We start from the raw sequence: 25,026 nt of genomic DNA on the forward strand, positions 1-25,026 counted from the left end.
ATCTCATCACCTCAAGTGGGCGCATTCGTTAAGGTGTTCGTGGGCCATGGGGCCCTCGGGGCCGGTGATCGGGGGGTCATGACGTCCGTGCACGAGTCGGTGGGGGCCGTCGCCGTCCGGGAGAGCGCTCCGCGCCCGCCGGCCGAGCCTCCGGCGAGGCCCCTGACGTGGGCGATGCTCTCGCGGGCGCTGTCCGTGCCGCTCATCCTGGGCCTGGTCTGCTTCCTGCCCGCGGTGATCGCCGCCCAGCCCGGTTCGGGGGTACGGGACACCGCCTACTGGCTGCAGCTCGTCCTGACCTGTTACGCGGGGGCCCGGCTCGCCACGATGATCCTGTCGACCCGCAGACGGCTGCTCCAGGGCGTCTTCTGGATGTTCGTGTACATCGCCATGGGCGTGGCGCCGTTCGCCCAGGTGGTGATCGGGCAGACCCCGACGCCGATGGTGGGACCGCGCTCCGACCTGGTGACGGCGATCGCGATGATCCTGGTGGGGTGCGCGGCCTTCGATCTGGGTGCGCTGCTGGCCTCGCGCCGCCCGCTGAAGAGGCGCGCCTCCTCGCGCGCCACGGGCGGGCCCGCCGTGGCTCACCCGGTCAGGCTGCGACTGCTGGTACTGCTCGCGCTGCTGGCGAGCGCGTACTACGTACTGAAGCTCGGCGGGCCGGCCGTCTTCTTCTCCAGCCGTCAGGAGATCAGCGACACGGTGGCGCAGAGCGGGGTGGCCTCGGCGGAGTCCAACGTCGGCTCGGCGTTCCTGAAGGGCTTCGGTACGGTCCCGGCGCTGCTGGCGTTCCTCTTCTACACCCGGCGCCTGGTGACCTCGCGCCGGGCCCGGCGCTCCCCCTCGACGGCGCTGGTGTGGGTGACGCTCGCGGCGGTCAACCTGATCGTGAACAACCCGATATCCAATGCGCGTTACTGGTTCCTGACAGTGCTGGTGTCCCTGCTGTTCACCGCGTTCCCGAGCAGTGCGGCGATGTACCGCTCGGTGCTCACGATGGGCGTGGTGGGCGCCCTGGTGCTGTTCCCGTACGCCGACCGCTTCCGTTACGACGACGAGGGGTACCGGCCCGTGCAGTCGGCCTCCGTCTTCGAGCCGCTGGCCACCAAGGACTACGACCAGACGGTGATGTTCGCCAACACCATCTCCTGGGTGGAGACCCGGGGCCACACCTACGGCCGTCAACTCGCGGGCTCCGCCCTCTTCTTCGTACCCAGGGCCGTGTGGAGCGGAAAGCCCGAGGACACCGGGGTCCGGGTCGGCGAGTGGATGGGGATGAACATGACCAACCTGTCGGCTCCGCTGTGGACCGAGTTCTGGGTCGACTTCGGCGCGTCCGGCATGATCGGCGGCCTGGCGCTGATCGGCTACGCGGCGGCCCGTACGGACCGGAGGTACGCGCTGGCCGTCACACGGGCGGGCCCCGGGCCGGGCAGCGTGCTGGCGATCGCGGCGCCGCTGATCGCCGGGTACACGTTCATCCTGTTGCGGGGACCGCTGCTCCAGGCCGCGGGGAAGCTGGCGATAGGCGCGCTGTGCCTGGTGCTGATCAGCACGTTCAGGGAGCAGCGGGCAGCGCGCCGGCGCTGAGGGTCTCCGCCGTGCCCCGGCGGCGCAGCCGGGCGACCCGGGTCCAGGTGGCGGCGGCCTTGCAGAGCGATCCGAGGCACAGCCCCCAGGCGGCCCCGGGGACACCTCCGAGGGCGTAGCCCCCGGCCATGAGGGCCACGGCGGTGAGGGAGAAGACCACCTGGATGCTCAGCGTCGTACGGGGGTCGAGCATGCGCAGGGCGAGCAGTCCGCAGGTGCCCACGGCCATCGCCGCGTACTGGCTGCCGGTCGCGGGGAGCAGGGCGGCGGCCGTCGGCCAGGTGTCGCCGAGGAGCTCGCGCCCCGCCCGCTCGGGCAGCAGGGCGAGTGCGGCGGCCCAGAGGGCGGCGGTGGCGGCGAGTACGGCGGCGAGGCCCGCGGTGGCCCGCACCCGGCGCCGTTCGTCGCCGATCCGGCCGAGGAGCGGGGGGCCGAAGGAGGTGGCGGAGGTGAACAGCACGTTGAGCGGCCCGAACAGGGTGGTCGCCCCGCGCAGGGCTCCGACCAGGAGGGGGTTGGCGACGGCGCCGAGCCCGAGGACGGAGAGCTGACTGGTCGCGTTGCCGACACCGAACTCGACGGTGAAGCGCTGCCCGAGGTGGCCGCGGGTCAGCAGCGGGCGCAGCGACACCGGGGCCCCTGCGGTCGAGCGGCGCAGCAGCACGGCGGAGAGCAGGAGGGCCGGCAGGGCGGAGAGCCCCCAGACGGCGATCAGCCGGGCGGGGGTTGCCCCGTACTCCTGGCCGGCCAGGGCGCCCAGCACGCAGGCCAGTCTCAACAGGTCCCCGGTCAGGGCGAGATGGGTCTGCTGGAGGGTGGAGAAGGCGTAGCGGACGGCGTCCTGTCCCAGCACCACCGGCAGGACGAGGCCCAGCGCCAGCAGGGCGCGGGCGGTGTCCCCCGGGACGAACAGGCAGACGGCGGCCAGCGGGGCGCCGAGGGCTGCCGACGCCCCGACGGTGAACACGACGGCCGAGCGGCAGGCGCCCCGGGTGTCCTCGCCCCCGCCGCGCCGGAGGACCAGGGGCTGCCCCGCGTACGCGCCGGAGACACCCAGCAGCACCGTGAAGACGAGGTAGACCGCCGAGAAGCGGGCGAAGTCGGCCACGGTGGAGAGCCGGGCGGCGGCCACGAGCACCAGGATGTTGGTGAGCGCCGCCACGCCCTGGTCCGCGACCGAGCAGAGGATCGCGGTGCGGGCTCTCACCGGCGCGCCCCCGGGAGGGTGAAGGAGCGCAGCCCCATGGTCTCGTCGGGGCTCCCGGTGGTCTCCGGCGCGTCCGCGTCGGCGGCCGGTCCGTCCGGGCCGCCGGTGCGGCGCCGGGCGGACTTGTGCCGGCGTTCCGAGCGGCGCAGCCGGGCCCGGCCGGGGTGGAGGAGGGCGCCGAGCACCGAGCCGCCGGAGGCGCCGATGATCTCGCGGATGCGTTCCAGGTCGCTGCGGTGCACCTCGCGCGGGTCGCAGACGATCACGACGCCCTCCACGCGGTCGACGAGGGCGACCGCGTCGGCGTACGACAGCACCGGCGGGGCGAGGACGATGACCACGGCGCCCGGGCGGTCGGCCTCGGCCACGATCCGTCCGACGGACGCGGAGGTCAGGGCGCGCGGCACGTTGTCCGCGGTGACCCCGGCGACCAGGGCGAACGCCCCGGAGCCGGGCACGTCCACGTTGGAGCGGCCGCCGGCCGGCCAGCCGCGGTCGCTCTCGTCGGCGGCCCAGCGCGGCGGCCGCACCTCGTGGGCCGCCCGCCCCAGGTCATGGGCGAGGGAGGGGGTACGCAGATCGGCTTCGACGAGCAGGACGTCACGGCCCATCTCGGCGAAGGCGGCGGCCAGATTGACCGCCGCGGCCGCCGCGGCCGCGTTGTCCCCGCGCGGGGCGGTGACCAGGAGCCTGCGCCGCTCGGCGAACGACGGGTCGTAGGCGAGCCGGAAGGCGACCGCGCGGTACTCCTCGGCGAGCCGCGAACCGCTGCGCCCGATCGCGAGCAGGGCGTCCCCCGCCGCGCGTTCCCTGGGCAGCGTGCCGAGCAGCGGGGCCCCGAGGGAGCGGACCAGTTCGCGGGGTGAGCGTACGGCGGGGTCGAAGACGAGACGCACCCAGGACAGCAGCAGACCGAGGGCGAGGCCGACGACGGCGCCCAGCCCGAGGAGCAGCGGCAGACCCGCGCCGGCGGGCTCGGTGGGGGCGACGGGCTTCTTGTTGAGGTAGCCGGGGGTGGTGTCGAGCGCCTCGAGCTCGGAGATCTTCCGGCTCAGCTCGGAGATGGAGACGATGATGTTGGCGCGGGCGCTGCTGACGTCGTCCGCGGCGTCGACGCCGGTCCGCTCCTCCAGCAGATCGCGCTTCTCCTCCAGTGGTTCGAGCTGCGCGCGGTAGCCGTTCGCCATGTTGTCGAGGCTTTCCTGGGTGCGCGCCTTCCGGTGCGCGAGGTAGGCGTTGGCCAGCGCCTCGGCGCGGGACCTGGCCTGTTCGGGGGCGGCCCCGGTGTAGGAGAAGCGGAGAGTGAGGGTGTTGGGCGGGTTGGTGACCTGGAGGCCGGCCAGCAGCTTCCGGGCGGTGACGTCGTCGCCCTTCTTGAGCAGGGTCCCGGCGGCCAGGTCGCCCACGGTGTCGCTGACGGCTGTCTGCCGTTCGGAGCCGATGTTGATGCCCTTGTCCGCGGAGGCCCCGGTGGCGAAGGGGTCCGCGGTCGCGGAACGCACCTGCACCTCACCGGTGGCCGTGTAGGTGTCGTCGCCGCTCAGGGCGAGGAAGCCCCCGCCGAGAAGGCCCACGACGACGCCCCCGGCGAGCAGCAGGCGGTAGCGCAGGAGCTGGCGGAACTGGTCGCGCAGCAGCGCCGGTTCGTCCTGGTCGTCCGGAGGCCGGATCTGGTGCGTCATCGGCGTGCTCCCCCTCGTGTGTCACCTGTTCGCGCGTCCCCGAGCGCTTCGGTGAGCAGGGCGTCGAAACGGGCGAGGCCCGCCTCCCTGCTCAGGTGCTGTGCGACGTAGCGCGGACCGTGCGCTCCCAGCGCGTCGGCCGTCACCGGGTCGGCGGCCAGCCGGCGTACGGCGCCGAGCAGCGCGGCCGGGTCCTCGGGGGCCACGAGGACGCCCGCGCCCGAGCGGCGCACCTCGTCCGCCGTGCCGCCCCCGTCGGCCACGGAGGCGACGACAGGGCGTCCGGAGACGAAGTACGAGGTGAGCTTGGACGGCACGCTCATGTCGAGCACGGAGGCCCGCTGGGTCACCGCGAGCACATCTGCGGCGGCGAGCACATCGGTGAAGTCGTCCGCGTCCGCGGGCGGCAGGAAGTCGAGGTTGGGCAGCCCGGCCGCCAGCTCGCGCAGTCCGTCACGCTGGTTGCCGTCGCCCATCAGGACGACCCGGATGTCCGGGGCCAGCCGCGCCAGGCCGACCAGGACGTCGAGCCCCTGCTTGAGGCCCATGTTCCCCGAGTGCAGCAGTACGGGGGTGGCGCCGTCCCAGCCCAGGCGGGCCCGGGTGGCGGCCCGGTCGGCCGAAGGGCTCCGCACGTGGGTCCAGTTGGGGACCACCCGGATGCGTCCGGGGTCCACACCGAGGGCGGTGACCCCCTCCACGAAGCTCCCGTGGATGACACCGACGAGGGCCGCGCCGCGCAGCGCGTAACGCTCGGCCTTCGCGGCGACGTCCGCCGCCCTGCCTCCCCCGCGGATGCCGCTCTGTGCGGCGGCGGCGCCCATCAGGTCCTGGACGACGGGTATGTGGGGGACGCGGTGGCGGCGCGCCAGCCGGGCGCCGAGCACACCGCCCGCGAGGCTCGGCATCTGGGAGACCACCGCGTCGAAACGGCCCGGCGGCGGGGCGAGCATCCCGTGGGCGAGCACGCTCGCCTCGAACGCGCCTCGGCGCAGGGCGGTCTGACGGGGCGGCACATAATGGCGTCGCCGGTGTATCCGCACACCCTCACGGCTCTCCTCCCTGCGCCACACGCCCCGGTACCCCTCGTCCACCCGCCAGGCGGGGTAGTGCGGCATGCCGGCCAGGACCTCGGCCCTGGCCCCCGACGCCGCCCAGTGCTCGGCGAGCTGCGTGGCGTACGGCCCGATGCCCGTCAGCTCGGGGGCGTAGTTGGTGGAGACCACGAGAAGTCTGCGGTTTTCGAACGGTCTCAGATGCTCAGCTGCGGACAACGGTGATCGCCTTCCCCCCGGAACAGCCTCTCCTCCGAGCTTATCCGTTCACGGGATGCACAAGTGTTCTTCACAGTAAGGTCGTTGAACCAGTTCCACCGTGGGGGGAGAGAACGGATGGTGCAGCACAGAGTCGGCTACGCGCCGGGGGTGTACGACCTGTTCCACGTCGGCCACCTCAATATCCTGCGGCACGCCCGCAGCCAGTGCGACTACCTGGTGGCCGGAGTCGTCTCCGACGAGATGGCCGAGCTGGCCAAGGGCCACAGACCGGTGATCCCGCTGCCCGAGCGGCTGGAGATCGTACGCAGTGTCCGTCACGTGGACGCGGCGTTCGTGGAGACCGTTCCGGACAAGGTCGAGACCTGGCAGCAGGTCCGCTTCGACGTCATCTTCAAGGGCGACGACTGGCGGGGTACGGAGAAGGGCGAACGTCTGGAGCGGGACTTCGCCGAGGTCGGGGTGGAGGTCGTCTACTTCCCGTACACGGTGCACACGTCCAGCACCCAGCTGCGCCGGGCACTGGACGTGCTCGTCAGCCGGCCCGGAACGCTTTCAGCTCCCTGAACCACTTGACCAGGAACGCCACGAGGAACAAGGCGTGCACGGCCGCGAGTACGGCGTACCCGGCGCGGAACGCCCCGGGTGCGCCGAGCAGCAGGAAGACCAGGCAGAAGACCCCGTAGTCCGCGGGCAGCAGAGCCACCGCCCGGATCCGGGACACCGGCGCCGCGGGACCCTCGGGTACCGGTGCGGCGCGGGCCGCCGCGTTGCCGAGCTGTTCCCGCAGGAGCCCCGCACAGAAGGTGAGCACGGCGACGAACAGGAAACCGAGCGGCAGCAGGAGCCAGCCTTCGCCGGGCAGGGAGCCGAAGCGGTGGAAGGAGATCAGTACGGCGCTGTGGACGAGGATCATCTTCGCGCAGTCCACGACGTGGTCGAGCCACTCGCCGTCCGGCCCGCCCCGCCCGGTGAGCCGTGCGAGCTGCCCGTCGGCGGAGTCGAAGGCGAAGCCGACGGCCAGACCGGCGTAGACAGCCGCCCCGAGCCACCAGGACGGCTCCACGAGGGCCACGCCGGCGAGCGCCGCGAAGGTGAACAAGGCGCTGACCGAGGTGACCTGATTGGGTGTCAGTCCGACGCGGAAGGCACCGGCGGCGAGCAGACGCCCGGCCGGCCGGTTCACGTACCGCGAGTAGAGCGAGACACCCTTGGACGACTTCTGCGCGCCGCGCAATTCGCGCAGCACCGTACCCGTGCTTCCCATACGCCCCCCAGCGCCCGGTGGATTCCCGGCGCATCATCGCAGAAATCATGTGCGGGGCGTGGGGATACGGAGACGTACCGTGCTCCGGGTCGCTCAACTCCCTTGGCCGCGCTCGGATCCACCCCCCGGTTCCGGCTCGCCACCGGGGCCGGGCCCCGGTTCGGTGAGCTGTGCGTCCAGGTCGTCGAAGAGGAGCTCACCGCGCTCGATCTGCCCCGTCCGGTACGCCGACCTGGCCACCAGGTGGGCGGCCACCGGGCCCGTCATCAGCTGGAAGAAGCCGATGAGGGCGAGCGTCGCCAGGTCCATCCCGCTGCGCAGCCTCAGCGCGACCCCGGCCAGCACCAGCAGCAGCCCGAGGGTCTGCGGCTTGGTCGCCGCGTGGCTGCGTGAGAGGACGTCGGGCAGCTTGAGCATGCCGACGACGCCGAGGAGACAGATCGCCGCGCCGAGGAAGACGAGTACCGCGCCGGCCGTGTCCGTGATCTGGAGCCAGACATTCACCGTTGCCCCTCCTTCCCGCCGGCCTTCCGGCGCGACAGCGGCTTGTCGCGTACGGCGATGAAGCGAGCGATGCCCACCGAGCCGGTGAAGCCGAGGAACGCGAGCACCAGCATGATCGGGAAGTAGAACGGGTCCCGGGCCAAAGCGGACTTGGCGCCCAGCCCCGCGATGATCACCGCGGCGAAGACGTCGAGCCCGATGGCCCGGTCGAGCATGGAGGGTCCGCGGCTGATCCGGAAGAGCAGCAGCGCACCCGCCACGACGACGAACACGACGGCGGCGGTGATCAGCACGCGGTCGACGGTCTCGGGGCCGCTCACGGTCCCTCCTCTCCGCCGTCGGACCCGGCGACCGGTGGTGGGGGCCCGGAGACCCGGGCGATCTCGTCGGAGGTGCCGAACGCCCGGACGGTCAGTTCTTCCAGCTTCCAGACGGAGCGCCGCGCCGCCTCCAGCTCCTCCGGCCTGTCCGCGTCCAGCACGTGCATGAAGAGCGTGGCGGTGGCCCTGCGCACCTCCACGACGGAGCCGCCCGGCACGTTGGACACGGAGACGGCTGTCGCGGCGAGCATCAGGTCGCTGCGGCACCGCAGCGGTACGCCGATGACGGCGGGCCGGTGCGGGCGGTCGGCGAAGATCTGCCGGGTGACCTTCACCCCCGAGGTGTACATGTCGTAGAGCAGATAGCCGGCGAGCCGGAGGATGCCCCAGGGGTGCAGCCGCAGCCCCAGATCGACCTGCGGCAGCGGGAACGCCAGGCAGACGGCCACGGCGACGACCACGCCGGTGACGACGTTGGCCCAGGTCAGGGTGGACCACAGCATGACCCAGATCAGGGTGAGCCAGGCGATCAGCGGAAGGTCGAGCACGCGGCGCCTGCGGCCGGCGAACTCGACGCTGTACGGCGGGAGATCGGGGTTGTGGTACGACAGGGTGATCAGGCGCCTCACCGGCCGAGCACCTCCTCCACATAGGGACGGCGCGCGATGAGTTCGGCTGCCGAACGGTCGGTGAACGCCGCCAGCGGGCCGGCCAGCACGGTGAAGGCGAGGCCGAGCAGGACGGCTCCCGCGGTGGCCGCCGTCATGGCCCTGGGCGGGTGGATCGTGGTGGTGACGGCCCTCCCCTGCAGGGTCGCGGCCAGGGCCTGGCCGGCCGGTGGGGGCCCCACCCCTTCGTCGCCCGTGCCGGGGATGCGGTCGGGCCCGGTGTCGGTGTCCTCGTCGTCGCTGTCGTCGGCGGTCTCCAGGACGGTGCCGTAGGCGGCCTGGCCCGGTGGCTCGGTACGCCAGAAGGCCAGGTTCCAGATCTTGGCCATCACGTACAGGGTGAGCAGGCTCGTCACGGTCGCGCCCGCGACGAGGATCCAGGCCCAGACGCCGCCGTCCGAGACCCCGGCCCGCATGAGTCCGAGCTTGCCGATGAAACCGGAGAAGGGCGGGATCCCGGCGAAGTTCATCGCCGGGACGAAGAAGAGGACCGCGAGCAGCGGAGCCGATCTGACCAGTCCGCCGAGCCGGGTGAGCTCGTTGGTCCCGCCCCGGCGTTCGATGAGTCCCGCCACGAGGAAGAGGGTGGTCTGGACGGTGATGTGGTGGGCGACGTAGAAGATCGCGCCGCCGTACGCCTCACGGGTGGCGAGGCCGATGCCGAAGACCATGTACCCGATGTGGCTGATGAGGGTGAAGGAGAAGAGCCGCTTCAGGTCGGTCTGGGCGACCGCCCCGAGAATCCCCACGAGCATCGAGACGAGGGCGACGGCCATGATCAGATCGCCGAGCCGGTTGCCGGGGAAGAGCAGGGTCTCGGTCCGCAGCATGCAGTAGATGCCGACCTTCGTCAGCAGGCCCGCGAAGACGGCGGTGACGGGCGCGGGCGCCGTCGGGTAGGAGTCGGGGAGCCAGGCGGCGAGGGGGAAGACCGCGGCCTTGATGGCGAAGACGGTGAGCAGCATGGCCTGGATCAGGGTCTGCACACCGAGCGGGAGTTCGGGCAGCCGGACCGCCAGCTGGGCCAGGTTGGCCGTTCCGGCGGCGGCGTAGGTCATGGCGATCGCTGTGAGGAACAGCATCGAGGAGAACAGGGAGATGATCACGTACGTGGAGCCGGCCCTGATCCGGGGGCCGGTGCCGCCGAGCGTGAGCAGGACGAAGCTGGCGACCAGCATGATCTCGAAGCCGACGTAGAGGTTGACGAGGTCGCCCGCGATGAAGGTGAGGGAGACTCCGGAGACCAGGATGAGATAGGCGGGGTGGAAGACGGCGACGGGTGTCTCCTTGTCCCGGTCCGCCATGCCCTGGCCGAGCGAGTAGACGAGGACGGAGAGGGTGACCGCCGAGGAGACGGTCAGCATCAGCCCGGACAGCCTGTCGGCGACGAGCGTGATGCCGAGCGGCGGTGCGAAGTCGCCGAGATGGACGGAGAGGGGGCCCTGGCGGTCGGCGGCGATCATCAGCGCCACCGAGAGACCGAGGACGGCGGTGAGGACGGCCACGCTGATGAAGCGCTGGAAGCGCGCGAGCCTGGTACCGAAGGCGAGACTCACCCCGGTGGCGCAGAGCGGCAGCAGGACGGGCAGCGGGACGAGCGCGTTCATCCGGCGGCTCCTCGGTCGTCGTCCTTGTCCTTCACGTAGTCCTCCGGATCGGCTCCCAGCACGTCGTGCCACAGGTCTCCGCCGGCGTCCCGGCCCCGGGCCTGAAGGGCGCGGTCCGCGCGGAGCCTGGCCCGCAGCCGGCGGTGTTCCTCGCGGTAGCGCGCACGCTCCTGCCCCGTGGGGCGCGGCCCCGCCCGGTACTCCTCACGGAGCTCGGCCCGCTCCCCCAGCACCTCGGCGCGCAGGAAGATGCGCCGGTCCTCCAGGTCGTCATGGACCTCGTCGGTGCCGGTCAGCTGGTAGCTGCGGTAGGCCATGGCGAGCAGGAAGGCCGTGGTGGCGAGCGTGATGACGATGGCGGTGAGGGCGATGGCCTGGGGCAGCGGGTCGGTGATCCGCCGGAACGGCACGCCGTAGAGCAGAGGCGCCGCGCCCGCCGCGCCGGTCGCCGAGAGGACCAGCAGGTTGATGCCGTTACCCGTGATCACCGCGCCGAGCAGGATGCGGGTGAGCGGCCGGGTGAGCATGAGAATGCCGCCGACCGCGCAGAGCACGACGGCGGTGGCGAGGAGCGAGGCGCTCATGGTCATCGCTTCGACTCCCCCGTCCCGGTCTCCGTCACGGTGGTCAGCACGCCCGCCGCCCGTTCGATCTGCCGGTCGACCTTGGCGCCCAGGGCCCGCACGATGTCCAGGACCACACCGAGCACCAGCAGGTAGACACCGAAGTCGAAGAGGACCGATGTGCTCACGTGGTAGTCGCCGAAGAGCGGCAGATGCCCGTGGTAGGTCCAGGCGTGCAGCACGGTCCCCTCCACGAGACCGCCCAGGGCGACTCCGGTGGACACGAACAGTCCGAGTCCGGTGAAGAGTCCGGGCTGCAGCGGCGCGGCCTCCGCCAGTTCGAACCTGCCGCCCGCCAGATAGCGGGTGATGAGGGCGAGGCCCGCCACGAGTCCGGCGACGAAGCCGCCGCCCGGCATGTTCTCCGCGCAGAACAGCAGATAGAGGGAGAGCACCAGAATGGGATGGAAGAGCAGCCGGGCCACCACCTCGAAGACGACGGAACGGTGCTCGGGCGCGAGGGTCGATCCGGCGGCCAGCCAGCTGCGTTCGGGGGCGTTGTCGTCGCCCTGCGGCAGACCGGTCAGCCGCCCGGTCGAAAGCGTCCAGGCGGTCTCTCCCTGCAGCTCCTGCCTCGGCATGGACGTCTCACCGCGGCGGTGCAGGTAGATGAGGCTGGTCACCCCGATCGCAGCCGCCGCGAGGACGGCGGACTCCCCCATCGTGTCCCAGGCGCGCAGGTCGACCAGGATGGTGGCCACCACGTCCTTGAGACCGTGATGGGCGACCTCCTCGACCATCGCCGCGCCGGCCGGCTCGGCGACCCGGGCGGCTCCCGCCGCCCAGACGGCCACGCCGACCGTCGCCGCCGCGGCCAGCGCCACGGGGATCCGCATGGCACGCCGCCATGTGCCGATCGACTCCTCGAAACGCACTGGCATCCGGCGCAGCACCAGCACGAACACGATCATCGACACGGTCTCTACGCAGAACTGGGTGAGTGCCAGGTCGGGCGCGCCCTGGACGACGAAGAGCAACGCCGCGCCGTAGCCGGTCAGTCCCGCCAGGACCACGGCCTTCATCCGGCGGCTGACGGTCAGACAGGAGAGGGCGGCGGCGCAGGTGAGCACGGCCACCGCCCCCTGGAGAGGGGTGTCCCACACCCGGGGGGCGACCGCTCCTTCCCAGGGCTGGTCCGCGACCAGGACCGCCAGCTGGCCGAAGAGCGTCACCATCAGCGTGATGGCCAGGTAGCCGGAGAGGGAGCCGCGCTGGACGAAGCCGGTGACCTGGAGGGCGACACGTTCCAGGCCCAGCAGGAGGTGCCCGAAGACGCTGTCCGCGGTCGGCCAGGCGACGCGTCGCGAGAACCGGGTGATCGTCACGCGCCGCGCGAAGAGCACGGCGCCGCCCGCCCAGGTCAGGGCGGACAGCAGCAGGACCGTCCCGAAGCCGTGCCAGAGCGCGAGGTGGTAGGGGTGGGCGGGGGCCGGGAAGACGTCGGCGTACGCGGCGAACAGACGGTCCGTCCATCCGACGCCGGGGCCGAGCACCAGCCCGGCGACGGCGAGCACGGCGGGCGGCGCCAGGAGGCCGGCGCCGACGCGGTGGGTGGTGGGGGTGTCGGGGACCCCCGGCTTACGGGCGAACGCCCCCCAGACGAAGCGCAGGGTGTACGCGACGGTCAGCACCGAGCCCACGACCGTGACGGCCAGCACCCAGCGGTCGGCGGTGTCGCCGTGCAGCAACGCGTCGAAGGCGGCCTCCTTGGCGGCGAATCCGAGCAGGGGCGGCACGGCCGCCATGGAGGCCGCGGCGAGGATCGCGACCGCGCAGACGTACGGCGTGGTGCGGGCGAGGCCGGAGAGTCTGCGCAGGTCGCGGGTGCCGGCCGCGTGGTCCACGATGCCGGTGACGAGGAACAGCGCGGCCTTGAACAGGGCGTGCCCCAGGATCATCGCGACGGCCGCGAGCGCGGCGTTCCGGTTCCCCGCCCCGGCGAGCACCGTGAGGAAGCCGAGCTGGCTGACGGTGCCGTAGGCGAGGACGAGCTTCAGGTCGTTCAGACGCAGGGCGCGCCAGCCTCCGAGGAGCATCGTCGCTCCCCCCAGCACCAGCACGATCGGCCGCCAGACGGGGACGTCGGCGAAGGCGGGGGCGAGCCGTGCCACCAGGTAGACGCCGGCCTTCACCATGGCCGCGGCGTGCAGGTAGGCGCTGACGGGGGTGGGCGCGGCCATGGCGTTCGGCAGCCAGAGACTGAACGGCCAGATCGCCGACTTGGACAGGGCCCCGCACAGCACGAGGACGACGGCCACGGATACGGCGAGGGTCGGCTCCGGCGGCTCGGCGACGATCGCGGAGATCCGGTAGGTGCCCGCGGCCTCGCCGAGGATCAGGAAGCCGACCAGCATCGCCAGGCCGCCCAGTGTGGTGACCGTCAGGGCCTGGAGGGCGGAGCGGCGGTTCTGTTTGCGCCGGCTGGTGTGACCGATCAGCAGGTACGAGAAGACCGTCGTCAGTTCCCAGAACACGTAGAGCGAGATGAGGTCGTCCGCGAGGACGAGGGCGAGCATCGCACCCGCGAAGGCCAGCAGGTTCCCGGCGAAGGGGGCCAGTTGGGGTGAGTCGTCGGTGAAGTAGTACGCGCAGTACAGCAGGACGAGCATGCCCACCCCGGCCGCGAGCAGCACCATCAGCTCGGCGAGCGCGTCCAGGCGCAGGGCGATGGACACGTCGTAGGTGCCGATCCACTCCCATGACCAGGTGACCGCCCGGCCCGCCTCCGTGCCGCCCCACTCGGTGGCCGCCCACACCGTGGTGGCCGCAGGGGGCAGCGCGAGCACGACGAAGGCGTATCTGCCGAGCCGCCGCACGAGCGGCGCCGAGCACGCCGCCAGTGCGAAATGGCAGAGGATGAGCGCGATCACGACAGGCGGTCCGGAACAAAGGGCACCGAATACAGATATATCCCCCGGCCCGATTCACCCGTCCGGCGCGCCGCGCGACGGCCCGCCCGCTGGTCACGGTCGGCGGCTGTGGTCGGTACTCGTCCCGCTGTGGTCACAGGACGGCGTCTGCCCTGTCCGCCCGAGGTCACACGGTATGACGTGAGACCTCTCCGGCACGGCCGCCCCGGAGCGCCTCCCGCTCCGGAGCACCCGGTCGGCGTTCAGCGACAGATGACGCGGTTCGTCGGGCACTTCGTCGGGCATGCCCCGGACGCCTCCGGCGACGCGCGGGCGGCGGGGCGGGTCGTCACGGACCGTGAGGCCTTCGCCGTCGGGGGACCTGTTCACGGTGCACGGGGGCGGTCCGCCGGCCATCGCCGTCGCCTCCTGGTGTGCCGGAGAACATATACGCGCACCTTCAGCCTCGCTCCGGAGCGCGCATGCCGCCACCCGGGCACTACCGGCATTCCCGACGCTTCGGCGGGCAAGCGTGTGCTCCCGGTGTGCACGCCGTGTTGCACATGTGAGGCCGGCCGGCGGGGCGGACATGGGCCTGCCCGCCGCAGCACCGCGCGGTGGCAGGGGGCGGTGCGGCCGGTCGCACCGCCCCCTGCGCGTTGGCTGCCTCAGTCCAGCACCGCGATGCCGTCGAGCTCGACCATGGCCTGCTCGTCCCAGAGCCGGGCCGTTCCGATGACGGCCATGGCCGGGTACTCACGCCCCGCCAGCCTCCGCCAGATCTCGCCCAGTTCCGGGGCGTGGGCGCGGTAGGCGGCCACATCGGTGGCGTACACGGTGACCCTCGCCAGGGCGGTCGGGGCACCGCCCGCCGCGCGCAGGGCGGTGAGCAGATTACCCAGGGCCGTCTCGAACTGCTCGGGCAGGGTGGCGCCCACGATCTTTCCGTCACCGTCCAGCGCGGTCTGGCCGGCCAGGAAGACCAGCCGGCCGCCGGTGGCCGTGACGGCGTGCGAGAAGCCGGTGGGCGGGGCCAGTTCGGCGGGGTTGATCCGGGTGATCGGATTCATGCGGGCGTCTCCTGTGTCGCGTACAGCTCCTTGGCGATGATGGTGCGCTGTACCTCGGTGGCCCCCTCGTAGATCCGGGGTGCGCGGACCTCCCGGTAGAGGTGTTCGAGCAGATGGCCCCGGCGCAGGGCGCGGGCGCCGTGCAGCTGGACGGCCGCGTCGACGACGTACTGCGCGGTCTCGGTGGCGTACAGCTTGGCCATGGCGGCACGCCGGGGCACACCCGGCTCGCCCGCGTCGTGGGCGGCAGCCGCCGCGTACACCAGGAGGCGGGCGGCCTCGGTGCGGGTGGCCATCTCGGCCACCTGGTGCGAGACGGCCTGCAGGTCCTTGAGCGGGTTGCCGAACGCGGTGCGGTGCGCCGTGTGCTCCAGCGTGGCGTCGAGCGCGGCGCGTGCCATGCCGACGGCGAACGCGCCGACGCTGGGCCGGAAGAGGTTCAGGGTGTCCATGGCGACCCGGAACCCCCGGCCCGGCTCGCCGAGCACGTCGTCGGCGGTCACGGGTACGCCGTCGAAGTCCAGCGCTCCGATGGGGTGCGGCGAGAGCATCTCCAGAGGCGTCCCGGTGAGCCCGGGGCGGTCGGCGGGGACGAGGAAAGCGGTGACACCGCGGGCTCCGGCGCCCTCCCCCGTCCGGGCGAAGACGGTGTAGAAGTCGGCCTCGGGGGCGTTGGAGATCCAGCACTTCTCGCCGGTGAGCCGCCAGCCGCCCCCGCCGGGGTCCGGCTGCGCGGCGAGGGCGAGCGCCGCCGCGTCGGATCCGGCGCCCGGCTCGCTGAGCGCGAAGGCGGCGACGGCGCGTCCCGCGCGCACCTCGGGGAGCCAACGCGCGCGCTGGGCCCCGGTCCCCGTGAGGCGGACCGGGCCGGCTCCGAGGCCCTGGAGCGCGAGTGCGGTCTCGGCCTCGGTGCAGCCGCGCGCCAGCGATTCGCGCAGCAGGCAGAGATCGAGCGCTCCCGAGCCGAGGAGCCGGTCCAGGAGCCCCAGTCCGCCGAGGGCGGCGACGAGCGGGCGGTTGACATGGCCGGGCTCGCCCTTCTCCGCGAGCGGGCGCAACTCGTCGCGGGCGAGGGTGTACAGCTCGTCGCACCAGGCGGTTTGACCGGGATCGAGGGAGAATGCCGTCATACCGGCGCCTCTCTTGTCACGACTTATCGCGGACCGTTGACTACCGTCACTCAAACGATACGCTCCAAGGGCGACAAGGGCTTTCGTTTGGGTCAGGCCGGATCAGGGAGCGATGCTTCATGAAGCCGTCAGGTACCGCGAGCGCGCACACCGACACCTTCCCGCGCGACCATCTCCCACCCGCCGAGGACTGGCCCGAGCTGGTCTTCGACCTCCCCGAACTGACCTACCCGGCCCGGCTGAACTGCGGATACGAGCTGCTCGACCGCACCGTCGCCCGCTTCGGCCCCGACCGCCCGGCCTTCCGGAGCGCCGACGGCGGTGTCTGGAGCTACGGGGAGCTGCGGGACCGGGTGGACCGCATCGCCCTGGTGCTGACGCACGATCTGGGCGTCGTGCCCGGCAACCGCGTGCTGCTGCGCGGCCCCACCACGCCCTGGCTCGCGGCCTGCTGGCTCGCCGTGATGAAAGCCGGCGCGGTCGCGGTGACGGTGCTGGCGCAGCAGCGGGCGTCGGAGCTCGCCACCATCTGCTCCCTCGCCCGTGTCGGCCACGCCCTCTGCGACATCCGGTCCGTCGACGACCTGGCCGCGGCCGAGGTGCCCGGCCTGCGCATCACGACGTACGGGGGCGCCTCCCCCGACGACCTGACGGCGCTCGCGGCCGCCCGGCCGGGGCCCTGCCGGGCGGTGGACACCGCCGCCGACGACATCGCGCTCATCGCCTTCACCTCGGGCACCACCGGGCGGCCCAAGGGCTGTATGCACGCCCACCGCGATGTGCTGGCCGTCGCCGACACCTTCGCCCGCCACGTCCTGCGGCCCGGTCCGGACGACGTGTTCACGGGCAGCCCGCCGCTCGGCTTCACCTTCGGGCTCGGCGGGCTGGTCATCTTCCCGCTGCGGGCCGGCGCCTCCGCCCTGCTGCTGGAACAGGCCGGGCCCAAGCAGCTACTGCCCGCGCTCGCCGCGCACCGCGTCTCCGTCCTCTTCACCGCGCCGACCGCGTACCGCGTGATGCTTGACGCGCTCGACGGCCACGACCTGTCCGCGCTGCGCCGCTGCGTGTCGGCCGGGGAGAACCTCCCCGCCGCGACCTGGCGGTCCTGGTACGAGCGGACGGGGCTGCGCATCATCAACGGCATCGGAGCCACCGAGCTGCTGCACATCTTCATCTCCGCCGCCGACGGGGCCATCCGTCCCGGCACCACCGGGGTCCCCGTGCCCGGCTGGCAGGCGCGCGTGGTGGACGACGACGGCGAGGAGCTGCCCGACGGCGAACCGGGCCTGCTGGCCGTGCGCGGCCCGGTCGGCTGCCGGTACCTCGCCGACGAGCGCCAGCGGGTGTACGTACGCCACGGCTGGAACATCACCGGCGACACCTATGTCCGCGAGCCCGACGGCTACTTCCGCTATGTCGCCCGGGCCGACGACATGATCATCTCCGCCGGGTACAACATCGCCGGCCCCGAGGTCGAGGAGGCTCTCCTGCGCCACCCCGACGTGGCCGAGGCCGCGGTGGTGGGCCGGGACGACGACCTGCGCGGGCAGATCGTGGCCGCGTACGTCGTGCCGCGCGAGGGCGCGCTGCTGTCGGCCGACGATCTGCGGGCGCACATGAAGGCCGAGCTGGCGCCGCACAAGTGCCCGCGAGCCATCGAATTCCTGCCCGCGCTCCCGAGGACCGCGACGGGCAAGCTCCAGCGCTTCCTGCTGCGCGGCTCCGCTCTAGAGTGATCACGTGGCCGAGCACACTCCCCGTTCCCTGATCGTCAGCCTCTACGGCGCGTACGGCCGTAGCCCCGGCAACCAGCCGCTGGCGGTGTCCGAGCTGATCCGGCTGCTGCACGCGGTCGGGGTCGACGCCCCGTCCGTGCGCTCGTCCGTGTCCCGCCTCAAGCGCCGGGGGCTGCTCGCCCCCGCCCGTACGGCGGACGGGGCGGCCGGGTACGCCCTGTCGTCCGACGCCCGTCAGCTGCTGGACGACGGCGACCGGCGGATCTACCGGCGTCCGGCACCCCTGCCCGGTGACGGCTGGGTGCTCGCCGTCTTCTCCGTACCCGAGGCCGAACGCCACAAGCGCCACCTGCTGCGCTCCCGCCTCGGCCGGCTCGGCTTCGGCACGGCGGCACCCGGGGTGTGGATCGCGCCCGCCGGTCTTTACGAGGAGACCCGGCACACGCTGGAGCGCCTCGAACTCGCCCCGTACGTCGATCTGTTCCGCGGGGAGCACCTCGGATTCGCCGCCACGAGGGAGGCGGTGGCGCGCTGGTGGGACCTGGACGCGATCGCCCGGCTCCACCTGGACTTCCTGGGACAGCAGGAGCCGGTGCTGCGGTCCTGGGAGGCACGGACAGCCGGAGAAGCCCCGGATCCGGAGGAGGCCTACCGGGACTACCTCCGCGCGCTGGACTCCTGGCGGCAACTGCCGTACGCGGACCCGGGACTGCCCGGGGAGCTGCTGCCGAAGGACTGGCCGGGCGGGCGCTCGGCGGAGGTGTTCGGGCTGCTGCACGCCCGGCTGCGGGACGCCGGCGCCCGGTTCGTCCGGGAGAGCCCTGATCCGCCCGCGAAATCGGGATGACCCGAGACCGTGGGACCCGCCAGGATGAGGCAATGCCCTGGACCTTCACCGATGATGTGGACGCCTTCCTGGCCGCGGCCGGCGCGTCCCTGGCCGCCCGCCCCGCCGAGAACACCCTGCTGCTGACCATCACCGCCACTCTGAGGGTGAGCGGGCCGCACGCCTACGGCACCGAGCCGCCGGTGCTGGGCTGGTGGCGCGGGGCGGACGGGGAGGTGGCCGGGGCGCTGGTGTGCACACCGCCGTTCCGGCCGATCCTGGGCACGGTGGATCCGGAGGCGCTCGGCCCGCTGGCCGACGCGCTGCCGCTCCCCGGCGTCGACGCGGACCGCGACACCGCCCGGGCACTGGCCGCCCACTGGCCACGCCACCGCGTCGACGAGGAGCACCGGCTGTACCGGCTGGGCACGTTGGTGCCGCCCTCCCCCGCGCCCGCTGGCCGGCCGAGGACCGCCACCACAGCCGACCGGGCGCTGCTGGTCGACTGGCTCCGTGCCTTCTGTGAGGAGACCGGCCAGTCGGGCGACCGGGCGGAGCGGATCGTGGACGAACGCACCGCGCACGGCGGGCTGACGCTCTGGGAGGCCGGCGGGGAGCCGGTCTCGGTGGCGGGCGTCTCACGCATGATCGCGGGCACGGTGCGGGTGGCGAACGTCTACACGCCGCCGGGGCTACGGGGGCTGGGCTACGCGGCGGCGGTGACCGCGGCGGTCAGCCGCGCTGCGCGGGACGCGGGCGCCCGGGAGGTGCTGCTCTTCACGGACCTCGCGAATCCGACGAGCAACGGCGTGTACCGGCGCATCGGTTACGAGGCCGTCGGCGACCGTCTGCTGATCACCGCGGAGCCGGAATGACGGCCGGGGCCGGGGAGACACCAACCGGGCAGGCATGGCTGATCGCCGCGAACGTCGTGCGGTGGAGGCGGTACGGCGAGGGCGGCCAGGAGCTGCGGCCCGGGACCAAGTCCTACCGGGGCGGCTCCAAGGTGTACGTGATCGAGACCTACGCGGGCTCGGGCCACGAGCAGCTGACCACGGTCGGGCGCGGCCGCCATACCGGCACATACATCACGATCGACATGTCGACCCGCAATCTGCACACCTTCCGGGCCGTGCAGGTCCACAGCCCGTCCGTGCTGCGCCTGTGCGAGGAGGCCGGCGTGGGCGGCTGGTGGACGACCCGTCAGGACGCCGAGGAGGTCGCGTCCCTGCTCGGCCGGCTGGCCGTCGAGTACCGCACCACGCACTGGGCCATGCCCCATCCCAGCCCGTGCCGCTGCCACGAGTGCCTGACGCTCAGTCAAGCGTGAGCCGGGGCCGGGGAGCGTCGGTGCGGCCGGTCGGCGGGGTGCGGCTGCCCGCGCGGTACGGGAGCGGCCATGAGGCACCCGGTCCCGCATAACCCTGCTCGGCCGCCGCGTGCAGCGTCCAGTGCGGGTCGTACAGATGGGGGCGGGCCAGGGCGCAGAGGTCGGCCCGGCCGGCGAGCAGCAGGGAATTGACGTCGTCCCAGGAGGAGATGGCACCGACGGCGATGACGGGCACGTCCAGGGCGTTGCGGATCCGGTCGGCGTACGGGGTCTGGTAGGAGCGGCCGTACTCGGGGCGTTCGTCGGGGACGACCTGGCCGGTGGAGACGTCGATGGCGTCCGCGCCGTGGGCCGCGAAGGCGCGGGCGGCCGCCACGGCGTCCTCGTCGCTCGTGCCGCCCTGCGCCCAGTCCGTGGCGGAGATCCGTACGGTCATGGGGCGGTCCTCGGGCCAGACGGCGCGGACCGCGTCGAAGACCTCCAGAGGGAAGCGCAGCCGGTCCTCCAGGGTCCCGCCGTACGCGTCGGTGCGCAGGTTGGTGAGCGGGGAGAGGAAGCCGGAAAGCAGATAGCCGTGGGCGCAGTGCAGTTCGAGGAGGTCGAAGCCGCAGCGGGCGGCCCGCCGGGCGGCCTCGGTGAACCGGCCCCTGACCTCGTCCATCCCGGCCCGGTCGAGCTCCTGCGGAATCTGGTTGACGCCTTGTGCGTACGGGAGGGGCGAGGCGGCGCTGACCAGCCAGTTGCCTTCGTCCAGCGGCTGGTCGATACCCTCCCACATCAGTCGGGTGGAGCCCTTGCGGCCGGAGTGCCCCAGCTGGACCCCGATCGCGGCGCCGGGGGCGGAGTCGTGCACGAAGCGCGTGATCCTCGTCCAGGCCTCGGCCTGTTCATCGGTCCAGAGGCCGGTGCAGCCGGGAGTGATGCGGCCCTCGGGGCTCACGCAGACCATCTCGGTCATGACGAGACCGGCGCCGCCGAGCGCCCGGGCGCCGAGGTGGACGAGGTGGAAGTCCCCGGGCAGCCCGTCGACGGCGGAGTACATGTCCATGGGCGAGACGACGACACGGTTACGGAGTTCGAGGCCGCGCAGGCGCAGCGGGGTGAACATCGGCGGTGTGCCGGGCGGGCAGCCGAACTCCTCCTCGACCGCCTCCGTGAAGGCGGGATCGCGGAGCCGCAGGTTGTCGTGGGTGACGCGGCGGCTGCGGGTGAGGAGGTTGAAGGCGAACCGCCGGGGCGGCTGGTCCACGTACTGCGGGAGTTCCTCGAACCAGCGCAGGCTGGCCGCGGCGGCGCGCTGGGTCGACAGGACGACGGGGCGGCGCTCGGCCTCGTACGCGGCCAGGGCGGTGGGCAGGTCGGGCTGTTCCTCGACGCAGGCGGCCAGGGCGAGGGCGTCCTCGACGGCGAGCTTGGTGCCGGAGCCGATGGAGAAGTGGGCGGTGTGGGCGGCGTCGCCGAGCAGGACCGTGTTGCCGTGCGACCAGTGCGCGTTGGTGACGGTGGCGAAGGTGAGCCAGGAGGACTTGTTGGAGCGCAGCGGCCGGCCGCCGAGGGCCTCGGCGAAGACCTTCGCGCAGTGCTCGGCGGACCGGGCGGTGTCGCAGGTGTCGAGGCCCGCGGCCCGCCATACCTCTTCGCGCATCTCGACGATGACGGTGGAGGCGCCGGATTCACGCGGCGGCCCGAAGGGCCTCGTTGAGGGGTGGTGGTCGGGCGACGGGCGGGAGAAGGGGTAGGCGTGCAGCTGCATCACGCCGTACTCGGTCTCGGCGATCTCGAAGCGGAAGGCGTCGAACGCGAAGTCGGCGGCGAGCCAGATGTAGCGGTTGCGGTGGTCGGTGACGGCGGGGCCGAAGTGACGGGCGTGGGCCTCGCGGGTGGCACTGTGCACCCCGTCGGCGGCGATGACCAGGTCGTGGCGCGCGGCGAGCTCGGCGGCGGGCGGCGCCTCGGTCCGGAAGCGGAGCCGCACCCCGAGGGACGCGCAGCGCTCGTGCAGGATCCGCAGGAGCGTACGTCGGCCCAGTGCGGCGAAGCCGTGACCGCCCGAGGTCAGGGTGGCGCCCCGGTGCACGACGTCGATGGTGTCCCAGCGGACGAACGCGCCGCTGAGCGCCCGGTACACGACGGGGTCGGCGTGCTCGATGCCGCCGAGCGTCTCGTCGGAGAGGACCACGCCGAAGCCGAAGGTGTCGTCGGGGGCGTTGCGCTCCCATACGGTGATCTCGCGGCCGGGGTCCAGCCGCTTCAGGAGGGCGGCGGCGTAGAGCCCACCGGGTCCGCCGCCTATGACCGCGATGCGCCCCGTCTCGGAGGAGGGCATCGCGCTACCTGCCCCGCCACTTCGGCTGACGCTTCTCGGTGAAGGCGGCGTGGAACTCGGCGTAGTCCTCGCCGTTCATCAGGAGGGCCTGGGTGGCGGCGTCCATCTCCACGGAGGCGGCGAGCGGCATGTCGAGCTCGGCGGTGAGCAGCGCCTTCGTCTGGGCCAGGGCGAGGGCCGGCCCGTCGGCGAGCCGCCTGGCCAGGGCGGCGGCGCGGGCGTCGGCCTCCCCTTCGCCGGTCAGCTCGCTGATCAGCCCGATGCGCTCGGCCTCGGGGGCGCGGACGGCTTCGCCGAGCATGAGGATCCGGGTGGCGTGGCCGAGGCCGACGACACGGGGCAGGAGGTAGGCGGCGCCCATGTCACCGCCGGACAGGCCGACGGCGGTGAAGAGGAAGGCGAAGCGGGCGGACGGGGCCGCCACCCGGAAGTCGGCTGCCAGGGCGAGGACCGCTCCTGCTCCGGCGGCCACTCCGTGGACGGCGGCGATGACGGGAAAGGGGCACTCACGGAGGGCGCGTACGACCTGTCCGGTCATCCGGTTGAAGTCCAGGAGCTGCGCGGTGTCCATGGCGAGCGTGGCGCCGATGATCTCGTCGACGTCACCGCCCGAGCAGAACCCGCGCCCCTCTCCGGCGAGCACGAGGGCCCGCACGGAGCGTTCGCGGGAGAGCTCGGCGAGGAGGTCGCGCAGGTCGGCGTAGGCGCCGAAGGTGAGCGCGTTGAGCTTCTCGGGACGGGCGAGCGTCACGGTCGCCACACCGTCGTCCGTGGTGAGGCGCAGATGCTTCCAGCGCTCCGTGCGCGGGGCGGAGCCGGTGAACGGGCTCATGGAAGGTTCCCCTCCAGCCGTCGGGCCGATGCTGATGCGCTTCGAAGCTATCACTCATCTGTGACTTCCGTCATGAGTACGCGATAGGGCGGCGCTGTGGCGAAGGTCCCCTTTGTCACGGTCGACTGCCTCTATGTCTGCGGCGTCGCGCTTCGTATGGTTGAGCGCACGAAGTCCTGGTACAGACCCCGCACCCTCCGGTGACGGAGGACGCCGTCCCGGACGCAGCCGCCCCGGAACGAAGCTCCCCCGCCGGATGTCCCGCTCCCGAACGGAAACTCCCGCCTTGCCGCCCGACGTCCCCGCGCCCCCGCCCGCATCCTGGCGCATCGCCCTGCCGCACTCGACGGCCGCGGTGCCGATCGCCCGTGCCCTCATCCGTACGGCGCTGGCGGACCTCGAGGCGCCCGCGGACAGCGACACCGCCGAGCTGCTGACCGCGGAGCTGGTCGCCAACGCCGTGGAGCACACCGACGGCGCGGGGCCCATCGAGCTGGTGGTCGAGCTCATGGCGTCCGGCTGCCAGGTGGAGGTCCACGACCACGACCCGGGGCCGCCCGGCGACCTGTCCCGCCTGCTGCCCGGCTCCGCACCGGACCCGTGGCAGGAGCACGGCCGGGGGCTGCTCCTGATCCGTGCCCTCAGCTCGGCCTGCGGTCACCGCCCCACCGAGCAGGGCAAGGCGGTCTGGTTCACCCTGCCGCCGGGTCCGACGCCGCCCGGTCCCCGGGCTCCCCGGCGCTGACGAGCCGGGAGCGGCTGCGGCCGTATCCCGCGTACACCAGGGCTCCCACGGCGAGGAAGACCACGAACTGCACCCAGGTCGTCCAGCCCGTCCCGTACATCAGGTACACGCAGAAGCCGACGCCCAGGATCGGACTGACAGGGTAGAGCGGCACCCGGAAGGAACGCTTCAGCTCCGGGTTGCGGCGGCGCAGCGCGATGACGGCGATATTGACCACCGCCATGGTGGCGAGCGTGCCGATGGTCGTCAGGTTCACGACGACGTCCAGGGACGAGAACGCGGCTGGGACCGCGAAGACGACGGCCACGATCCAGGTGTTGGCGACCGGCGTGCGGGTCTTGGGCGACACCCGTTCGAAGACCCGGGGGATCAGCCCGTCACGGGACATCGACATCAGGATGCGGGTCTGGCCGTACATCACCGCGAGGACGACGGACGCGATGGCGACGACCGCGCCGAAGGCGATGATCCCACCGCCGACGCTCGACCCGGTGACCTTGTCCACGACCAGCGAGAGCGCGGCCGGCTTGTCGGAGACGGCGTCCGCGCCCAGTGCACCGATGGCACCGAGGGCGACCGCGCAGTAGAGCAGCGTGACCAGGCCGATGCAGATCATGATCGCGATCGGGATGTTCCGGCGGGGGTTCTTGACCTCTTCACCGGCGGTGGTGATGGCGTCGAAGCCGATGTACGAGAAGAACGCCACCGACGCGCCGGCGGTGATCCCGGCCATGCCGTGCGAGGCGAACGGCGAGAGGTGTCCGTCCTGGAACGCGGTGAAGGCGATCGCGCAGAACGCGATGAGGATGCCGATCTTCAGCACCGCCATCGCCGCCGTGGCGCCCGCGCTCTCCCTGATGCCGCGCACCAGCAGGGTGGCCGCCATCATGACCACCACGACGGCCGGCAGGTTGATCACGCCACCGTCGCCGGGTCCGGAGGAGAGCGCCGCCGGCAGGTTCCAGCCGATGAGGCTGTCCAGCAGCTCGTTGACGTACTGGCTCCACCCGACCGCCACGGCGGAGACCGAGACGCCGTACTCCAGCAGCAGGCACCAGCCGACGAGGAACGCGACCCGCTCCCCGAGTGTGGCGTAGGCGAAGGAGTAGGAGCTGCCGGAGACCGGGATGGCGCCGCCGAGCTCGGCGAAGGAGAAGGCGGTGAAGATGCAGGTCACTGCGGCGAGGACGAACGAGACCACCACGGCGGGGCCCGCCTCGGCGACGCTGTCGGACAGCCCGACGAAGATCCCGGTGCCGACGATCGCCCCGACACCGAAGCAGACCAGCTGGAACAGCCCCATGGTGCGCCGCAGGCCGTGCCCTTCCAGGTCGGCTCCGGACTCGGCGAGCAGCAGTTCGGGACTCTTGACGCGTGCCCCTGTCCTGCGCGGGGGGCTCTGCGGGGTGGAGGAGGCGGGACTCATGGGGGGACGGG

22 protein-coding genes are annotated in these 25,026 nt (G+C 72.6%); 7 read left to right on the forward strand and 15 right to left on the reverse strand.

The window, feature by feature from the left end; translation table 11 throughout:
- The first annotated feature begins 78 nt into the window (after positions 1-78).
- A complete protein-coding gene (locus tag ACIBCU_RS19895; RefSeq protein ID WP_362932456.1) occupies positions 79-1,593 on the forward strand; it encodes a hypothetical protein in 1,515 nt (504 codons plus the stop codon).
- Here the strand turns inward: ACIBCU_RS19895 and ACIBCU_RS19900 are convergent.
- The 3 genes from ACIBCU_RS19900 to ACIBCU_RS19910 are packed head-to-tail and all read right to left on the reverse strand — an operon-like array spanning position 1,562 to position 5,756.
- Positions 1,562-2,800 (reverse strand): hypothetical protein, encoded by a 1,239-nt coding sequence (locus tag ACIBCU_RS19900; protein ID WP_399232759.1) that lies wholly within the window; start codon positions 2,798-2,800, stop codon positions 1,562-1,564. The two genes, ACIBCU_RS19895 and ACIBCU_RS19900, sit on opposite strands and share 32 nt — an antisense overlap.
- Complete coding sequence (locus ACIBCU_RS19905) at positions 2,797-4,482, reverse strand: lipopolysaccharide biosynthesis protein (RefSeq protein ID WP_362932460.1); 1,686 nt, start codon at positions 4,480-4,482, stop codon at positions 2,797-2,799. The genes ACIBCU_RS19900 and ACIBCU_RS19905 overlap by 4 nt, the downstream gene beginning before the upstream one ends.
- A complete protein-coding gene (locus tag ACIBCU_RS19910) occupies positions 4,479-5,756 on the reverse strand; it encodes a glycosyltransferase (RefSeq protein ID WP_362932462.1) in 1,278 nt (425 codons plus the stop codon). Before ACIBCU_RS19910 ends, ACIBCU_RS19905 begins: the two co-directional genes overlap by 4 nt.
- A gap of 117 nt (positions 5,757-5,873) precedes the next feature.
- Between ACIBCU_RS19910 and ACIBCU_RS19915 the strand changes: the two genes are divergently transcribed.
- Positions 5,874-6,323, forward strand: coding sequence for an adenylyltransferase/cytidyltransferase family protein (locus ACIBCU_RS19915; protein ID WP_362932464.1), 450 nt, complete (start codon positions 5,874-5,876; stop codon positions 6,321-6,323).
- On the opposite strand, the gene ACIBCU_RS19920 is transcribed toward ACIBCU_RS19915, so the two are convergent.
- The 9 genes from ACIBCU_RS19920 to ACIBCU_RS19960 all read right to left on the reverse strand — a co-directional run bounded on the left by ACIBCU_RS19920 (position 6,292) and on the right by ACIBCU_RS19960 (position 15,794).
- Positions 6,292-7,023 carry a CDP-alcohol phosphatidyltransferase family protein gene (locus ACIBCU_RS19920; protein ID WP_399232762.1) on the reverse strand — a complete coding sequence of 244 codons (732 nt, stop codon included), beginning with the start codon at positions 7,021-7,023 and terminating at the stop codon, positions 6,292-6,294. The genes ACIBCU_RS19915 and ACIBCU_RS19920 overlap by 32 nt on opposite strands.
- 93 nt (positions 7,024-7,116) lie before the next feature.
- Entirely contained in the window at positions 7,117-7,527 is a 411-nt protein-coding gene (gene mnhG / locus ACIBCU_RS19925; RefSeq protein ID WP_399232764.1) for a monovalent cation/H(+) antiporter subunit G, read from the reverse strand.
- Positions 7,524-7,847 carry a monovalent cation/H+ antiporter complex subunit F gene (locus tag ACIBCU_RS19930; protein WP_362932467.1) on the reverse strand — a complete coding sequence of 108 codons (324 nt, stop codon included), beginning with the start codon at positions 7,845-7,847 and terminating at the stop codon, positions 7,524-7,526. The genes mnhG and ACIBCU_RS19930 overlap by 4 nt, the downstream gene beginning before the upstream one ends.
- A complete protein-coding gene (locus ACIBCU_RS19935) occupies positions 7,844-8,476 on the reverse strand; it encodes a Na+/H+ antiporter subunit E (RefSeq protein WP_362932469.1) in 633 nt (210 codons plus the stop codon). Before ACIBCU_RS19935 ends, ACIBCU_RS19930 begins: the two co-directional genes overlap by 4 nt.
- Positions 8,473-10,122, reverse strand: coding sequence for a Na+/H+ antiporter subunit D (locus ACIBCU_RS19940; protein WP_362932471.1), 1,650 nt, complete (start codon positions 10,120-10,122; stop codon positions 8,473-8,475). Before ACIBCU_RS19940 ends, ACIBCU_RS19935 begins: the two co-directional genes overlap by 4 nt.
- Positions 10,119-10,712, reverse strand: coding sequence for a Na(+)/H(+) antiporter subunit C (locus ACIBCU_RS19945; RefSeq protein ID WP_362932473.1), 594 nt, complete (start codon positions 10,710-10,712; stop codon positions 10,119-10,121). Before ACIBCU_RS19945 ends, ACIBCU_RS19940 begins: the two co-directional genes overlap by 4 nt.
- Positions 10,709-13,615 (reverse strand): Na+/H+ antiporter subunit A, encoded by a 2,907-nt coding sequence (locus ACIBCU_RS19950; protein WP_399232767.1) that lies wholly within the window; start codon positions 13,613-13,615, stop codon positions 10,709-10,711. The genes ACIBCU_RS19945 and ACIBCU_RS19950 overlap by 4 nt, the downstream gene beginning before the upstream one ends.
- 647 nt (positions 13,616-14,262) lie before the next feature.
- On the reverse strand, positions 14,263-14,664 hold the full coding sequence (locus tag ACIBCU_RS19955) for a RidA family protein (protein WP_362932477.1): 402 nt from the start codon (positions 14,662-14,664) through the stop codon (positions 14,263-14,265).
- Positions 14,661-15,794: an acyl-CoA dehydrogenase family protein gene (locus tag ACIBCU_RS19960; protein ID WP_399232770.1), complete on the reverse strand. Its 1,134-nt coding sequence runs from the start codon at positions 15,792-15,794 to the stop codon at positions 14,661-14,663. Before ACIBCU_RS19960 ends, ACIBCU_RS19955 begins: the two co-directional genes overlap by 4 nt.
- A 119-nt stretch (positions 15,795-15,913) precedes the next feature.
- Between ACIBCU_RS19960 and ACIBCU_RS19965 the strand changes: the two genes are divergently transcribed.
- The 4 genes from ACIBCU_RS19965 to ACIBCU_RS19980 are packed head-to-tail and all read left to right on the forward strand — an operon-like array spanning position 15,914 to position 19,686.
- The gene (locus tag ACIBCU_RS19965) at positions 15,914-17,530 is read left to right on the forward strand and encodes an AMP-binding protein (protein WP_362932479.1); all 1,617 of its coding nucleotides are present in this window, start codon (positions 15,914-15,916) and stop codon (positions 17,528-17,530) included.
- 4 nt (positions 17,531-17,534) lie between these two features.
- Positions 17,535-18,377: a PaaX family transcriptional regulator C-terminal domain-containing protein gene (locus ACIBCU_RS19970; protein WP_362932481.1), complete on the forward strand. Its 843-nt coding sequence runs from the start codon at positions 17,535-17,537 to the stop codon at positions 18,375-18,377.
- A 32-nt stretch (positions 18,378-18,409) separates the two neighbouring features.
- Complete coding sequence (locus tag ACIBCU_RS19975) at positions 18,410-19,231, forward strand: GNAT family N-acetyltransferase (RefSeq protein WP_399232773.1); 822 nt, start codon at positions 18,410-18,412, stop codon at positions 19,229-19,231.
- Complete coding sequence (locus ACIBCU_RS19980) at positions 19,228-19,686, forward strand: hypothetical protein (protein WP_362932485.1); 459 nt, start codon at positions 19,228-19,230, stop codon at positions 19,684-19,686. The genes ACIBCU_RS19975 and ACIBCU_RS19980 overlap by 4 nt, the downstream gene beginning before the upstream one ends.
- On the opposite strand, the gene ACIBCU_RS19985 is transcribed toward ACIBCU_RS19980, so the two are convergent.
- On the reverse strand, positions 19,673-22,012 hold the full coding sequence (locus ACIBCU_RS19985; RefSeq protein ID WP_399232775.1) for a bifunctional salicylyl-CoA 5-hydroxylase/oxidoreductase: 2,340 nt from the start codon (positions 22,010-22,012) through the stop codon (positions 19,673-19,675). The two genes, ACIBCU_RS19980 and ACIBCU_RS19985, sit on opposite strands and share 14 nt — an antisense overlap.
- Before the next feature lie 4 nt (positions 22,013-22,016).
- Positions 22,017-22,844 (reverse strand): enoyl-CoA hydratase family protein, encoded by an 828-nt coding sequence (locus tag ACIBCU_RS19990; protein ID WP_362932489.1) that lies wholly within the window; start codon positions 22,842-22,844, stop codon positions 22,017-22,019.
- 286 nt (positions 22,845-23,130) lie between these two features.
- Here ACIBCU_RS19990 and ACIBCU_RS19995 point away from each other — a divergent pair, with 286 nt between their 5' ends.
- Entirely contained in the window at positions 23,131-23,589 is a 459-nt protein-coding gene (locus ACIBCU_RS19995) for an ATP-binding protein (RefSeq protein ID WP_362932491.1), read from the forward strand.
- On the opposite strand, the gene ACIBCU_RS20000 is transcribed toward ACIBCU_RS19995, so the two are convergent.
- The gene (locus ACIBCU_RS20000) at positions 23,537-25,015 is read right to left on the reverse strand and encodes an amino acid permease (RefSeq protein WP_362932493.1); all 1,479 of its coding nucleotides are present in this window, start codon (positions 25,013-25,015) and stop codon (positions 23,537-23,539) included. The genes ACIBCU_RS19995 and ACIBCU_RS20000 overlap by 53 nt on opposite strands.
- Positions 25,016-25,026: the final 11 nt, after the last annotated feature.

This window comes from Streptomyces sp. NPDC051064, from assembly GCF_044455985.1.
Lineage (GTDB): Bacteria > Actinomycetota > Actinomycetes > Streptomycetales > Streptomycetaceae > Streptomyces.

Coding starts and splice junctions, on each gene's coding strand:
- ACIBCU_RS19940 (WP_362932471.1), bottom strand. CDS start 10,122: ATGAACGCGCTCGTCCCGCTGCCCGTCCTGCTGCCGCTCTGCGCCACC.
- ACIBCU_RS19945 (WP_362932473.1), bottom strand. CDS start 10,712: ATGACCATGAGCGCCTCGCTCCTCGCCACCGCCGTCGTGCTCTGCGCG.
- ACIBCU_RS19975 (WP_399232773.1), top strand. CDS start 18,410: ATGCCCTGGACCTTCACCGATGATGTGGACGCCTTCCTGGCCGCGGCC.
- ACIBCU_RS19895 (WP_362932456.1), top strand. CDS start 79: ATGACGTCCGTGCACGAGTCGGTGGGGGCCGTCGCCGTCCGGGAGAGC.
- ACIBCU_RS19920 (WP_399232762.1), bottom strand. CDS start 7,023: ATGGGAAGCACGGGTACGGTGCTGCGCGAATTGCGCGGCGCGCAGAAG.
- ACIBCU_RS19990 (WP_362932489.1), bottom strand. CDS start 22,844: ATGAGCCCGTTCACCGGCTCCGCCCCGCGCACGGAGCGCTGGAAGCAT.
- ACIBCU_RS19905 (WP_362932460.1), bottom strand. CDS start 4,482: ATGACGCACCAGATCCGGCCTCCGGACGACCAGGACGAACCGGCGCTG.
- ACIBCU_RS20000 (WP_362932493.1), bottom strand. CDS start 25,015: ATGAGTCCCGCCTCCTCCACCCCGCAGAGCCCCCCGCGCAGGACAGGG.
- ACIBCU_RS19980 (WP_362932485.1), top strand. CDS start 19,228: ATGACGGCCGGGGCCGGGGAGACACCAACCGGGCAGGCATGGCTGATC.
- ACIBCU_RS19965 (WP_362932479.1), top strand. CDS start 15,914: ATGAAGCCGTCAGGTACCGCGAGCGCGCACACCGACACCTTCCCGCGC.
- ACIBCU_RS19915 (WP_362932464.1), top strand. CDS start 5,874: ATGGTGCAGCACAGAGTCGGCTACGCGCCGGGGGTGTACGACCTGTTC.
- ACIBCU_RS19955 (WP_362932477.1), bottom strand. CDS start 14,664: ATGAATCCGATCACCCGGATCAACCCCGCCGAACTGGCCCCGCCCACC.
- ACIBCU_RS19960 (WP_399232770.1), bottom strand. CDS start 15,794: ATGACGGCATTCTCCCTCGATCCCGGTCAAACCGCCTGGTGCGACGAG.
- ACIBCU_RS19985 (WP_399232775.1), bottom strand. CDS start 22,012: ATGCCCTCCTCCGAGACGGGGCGCATCGCGGTCATAGGCGGCGGACCC.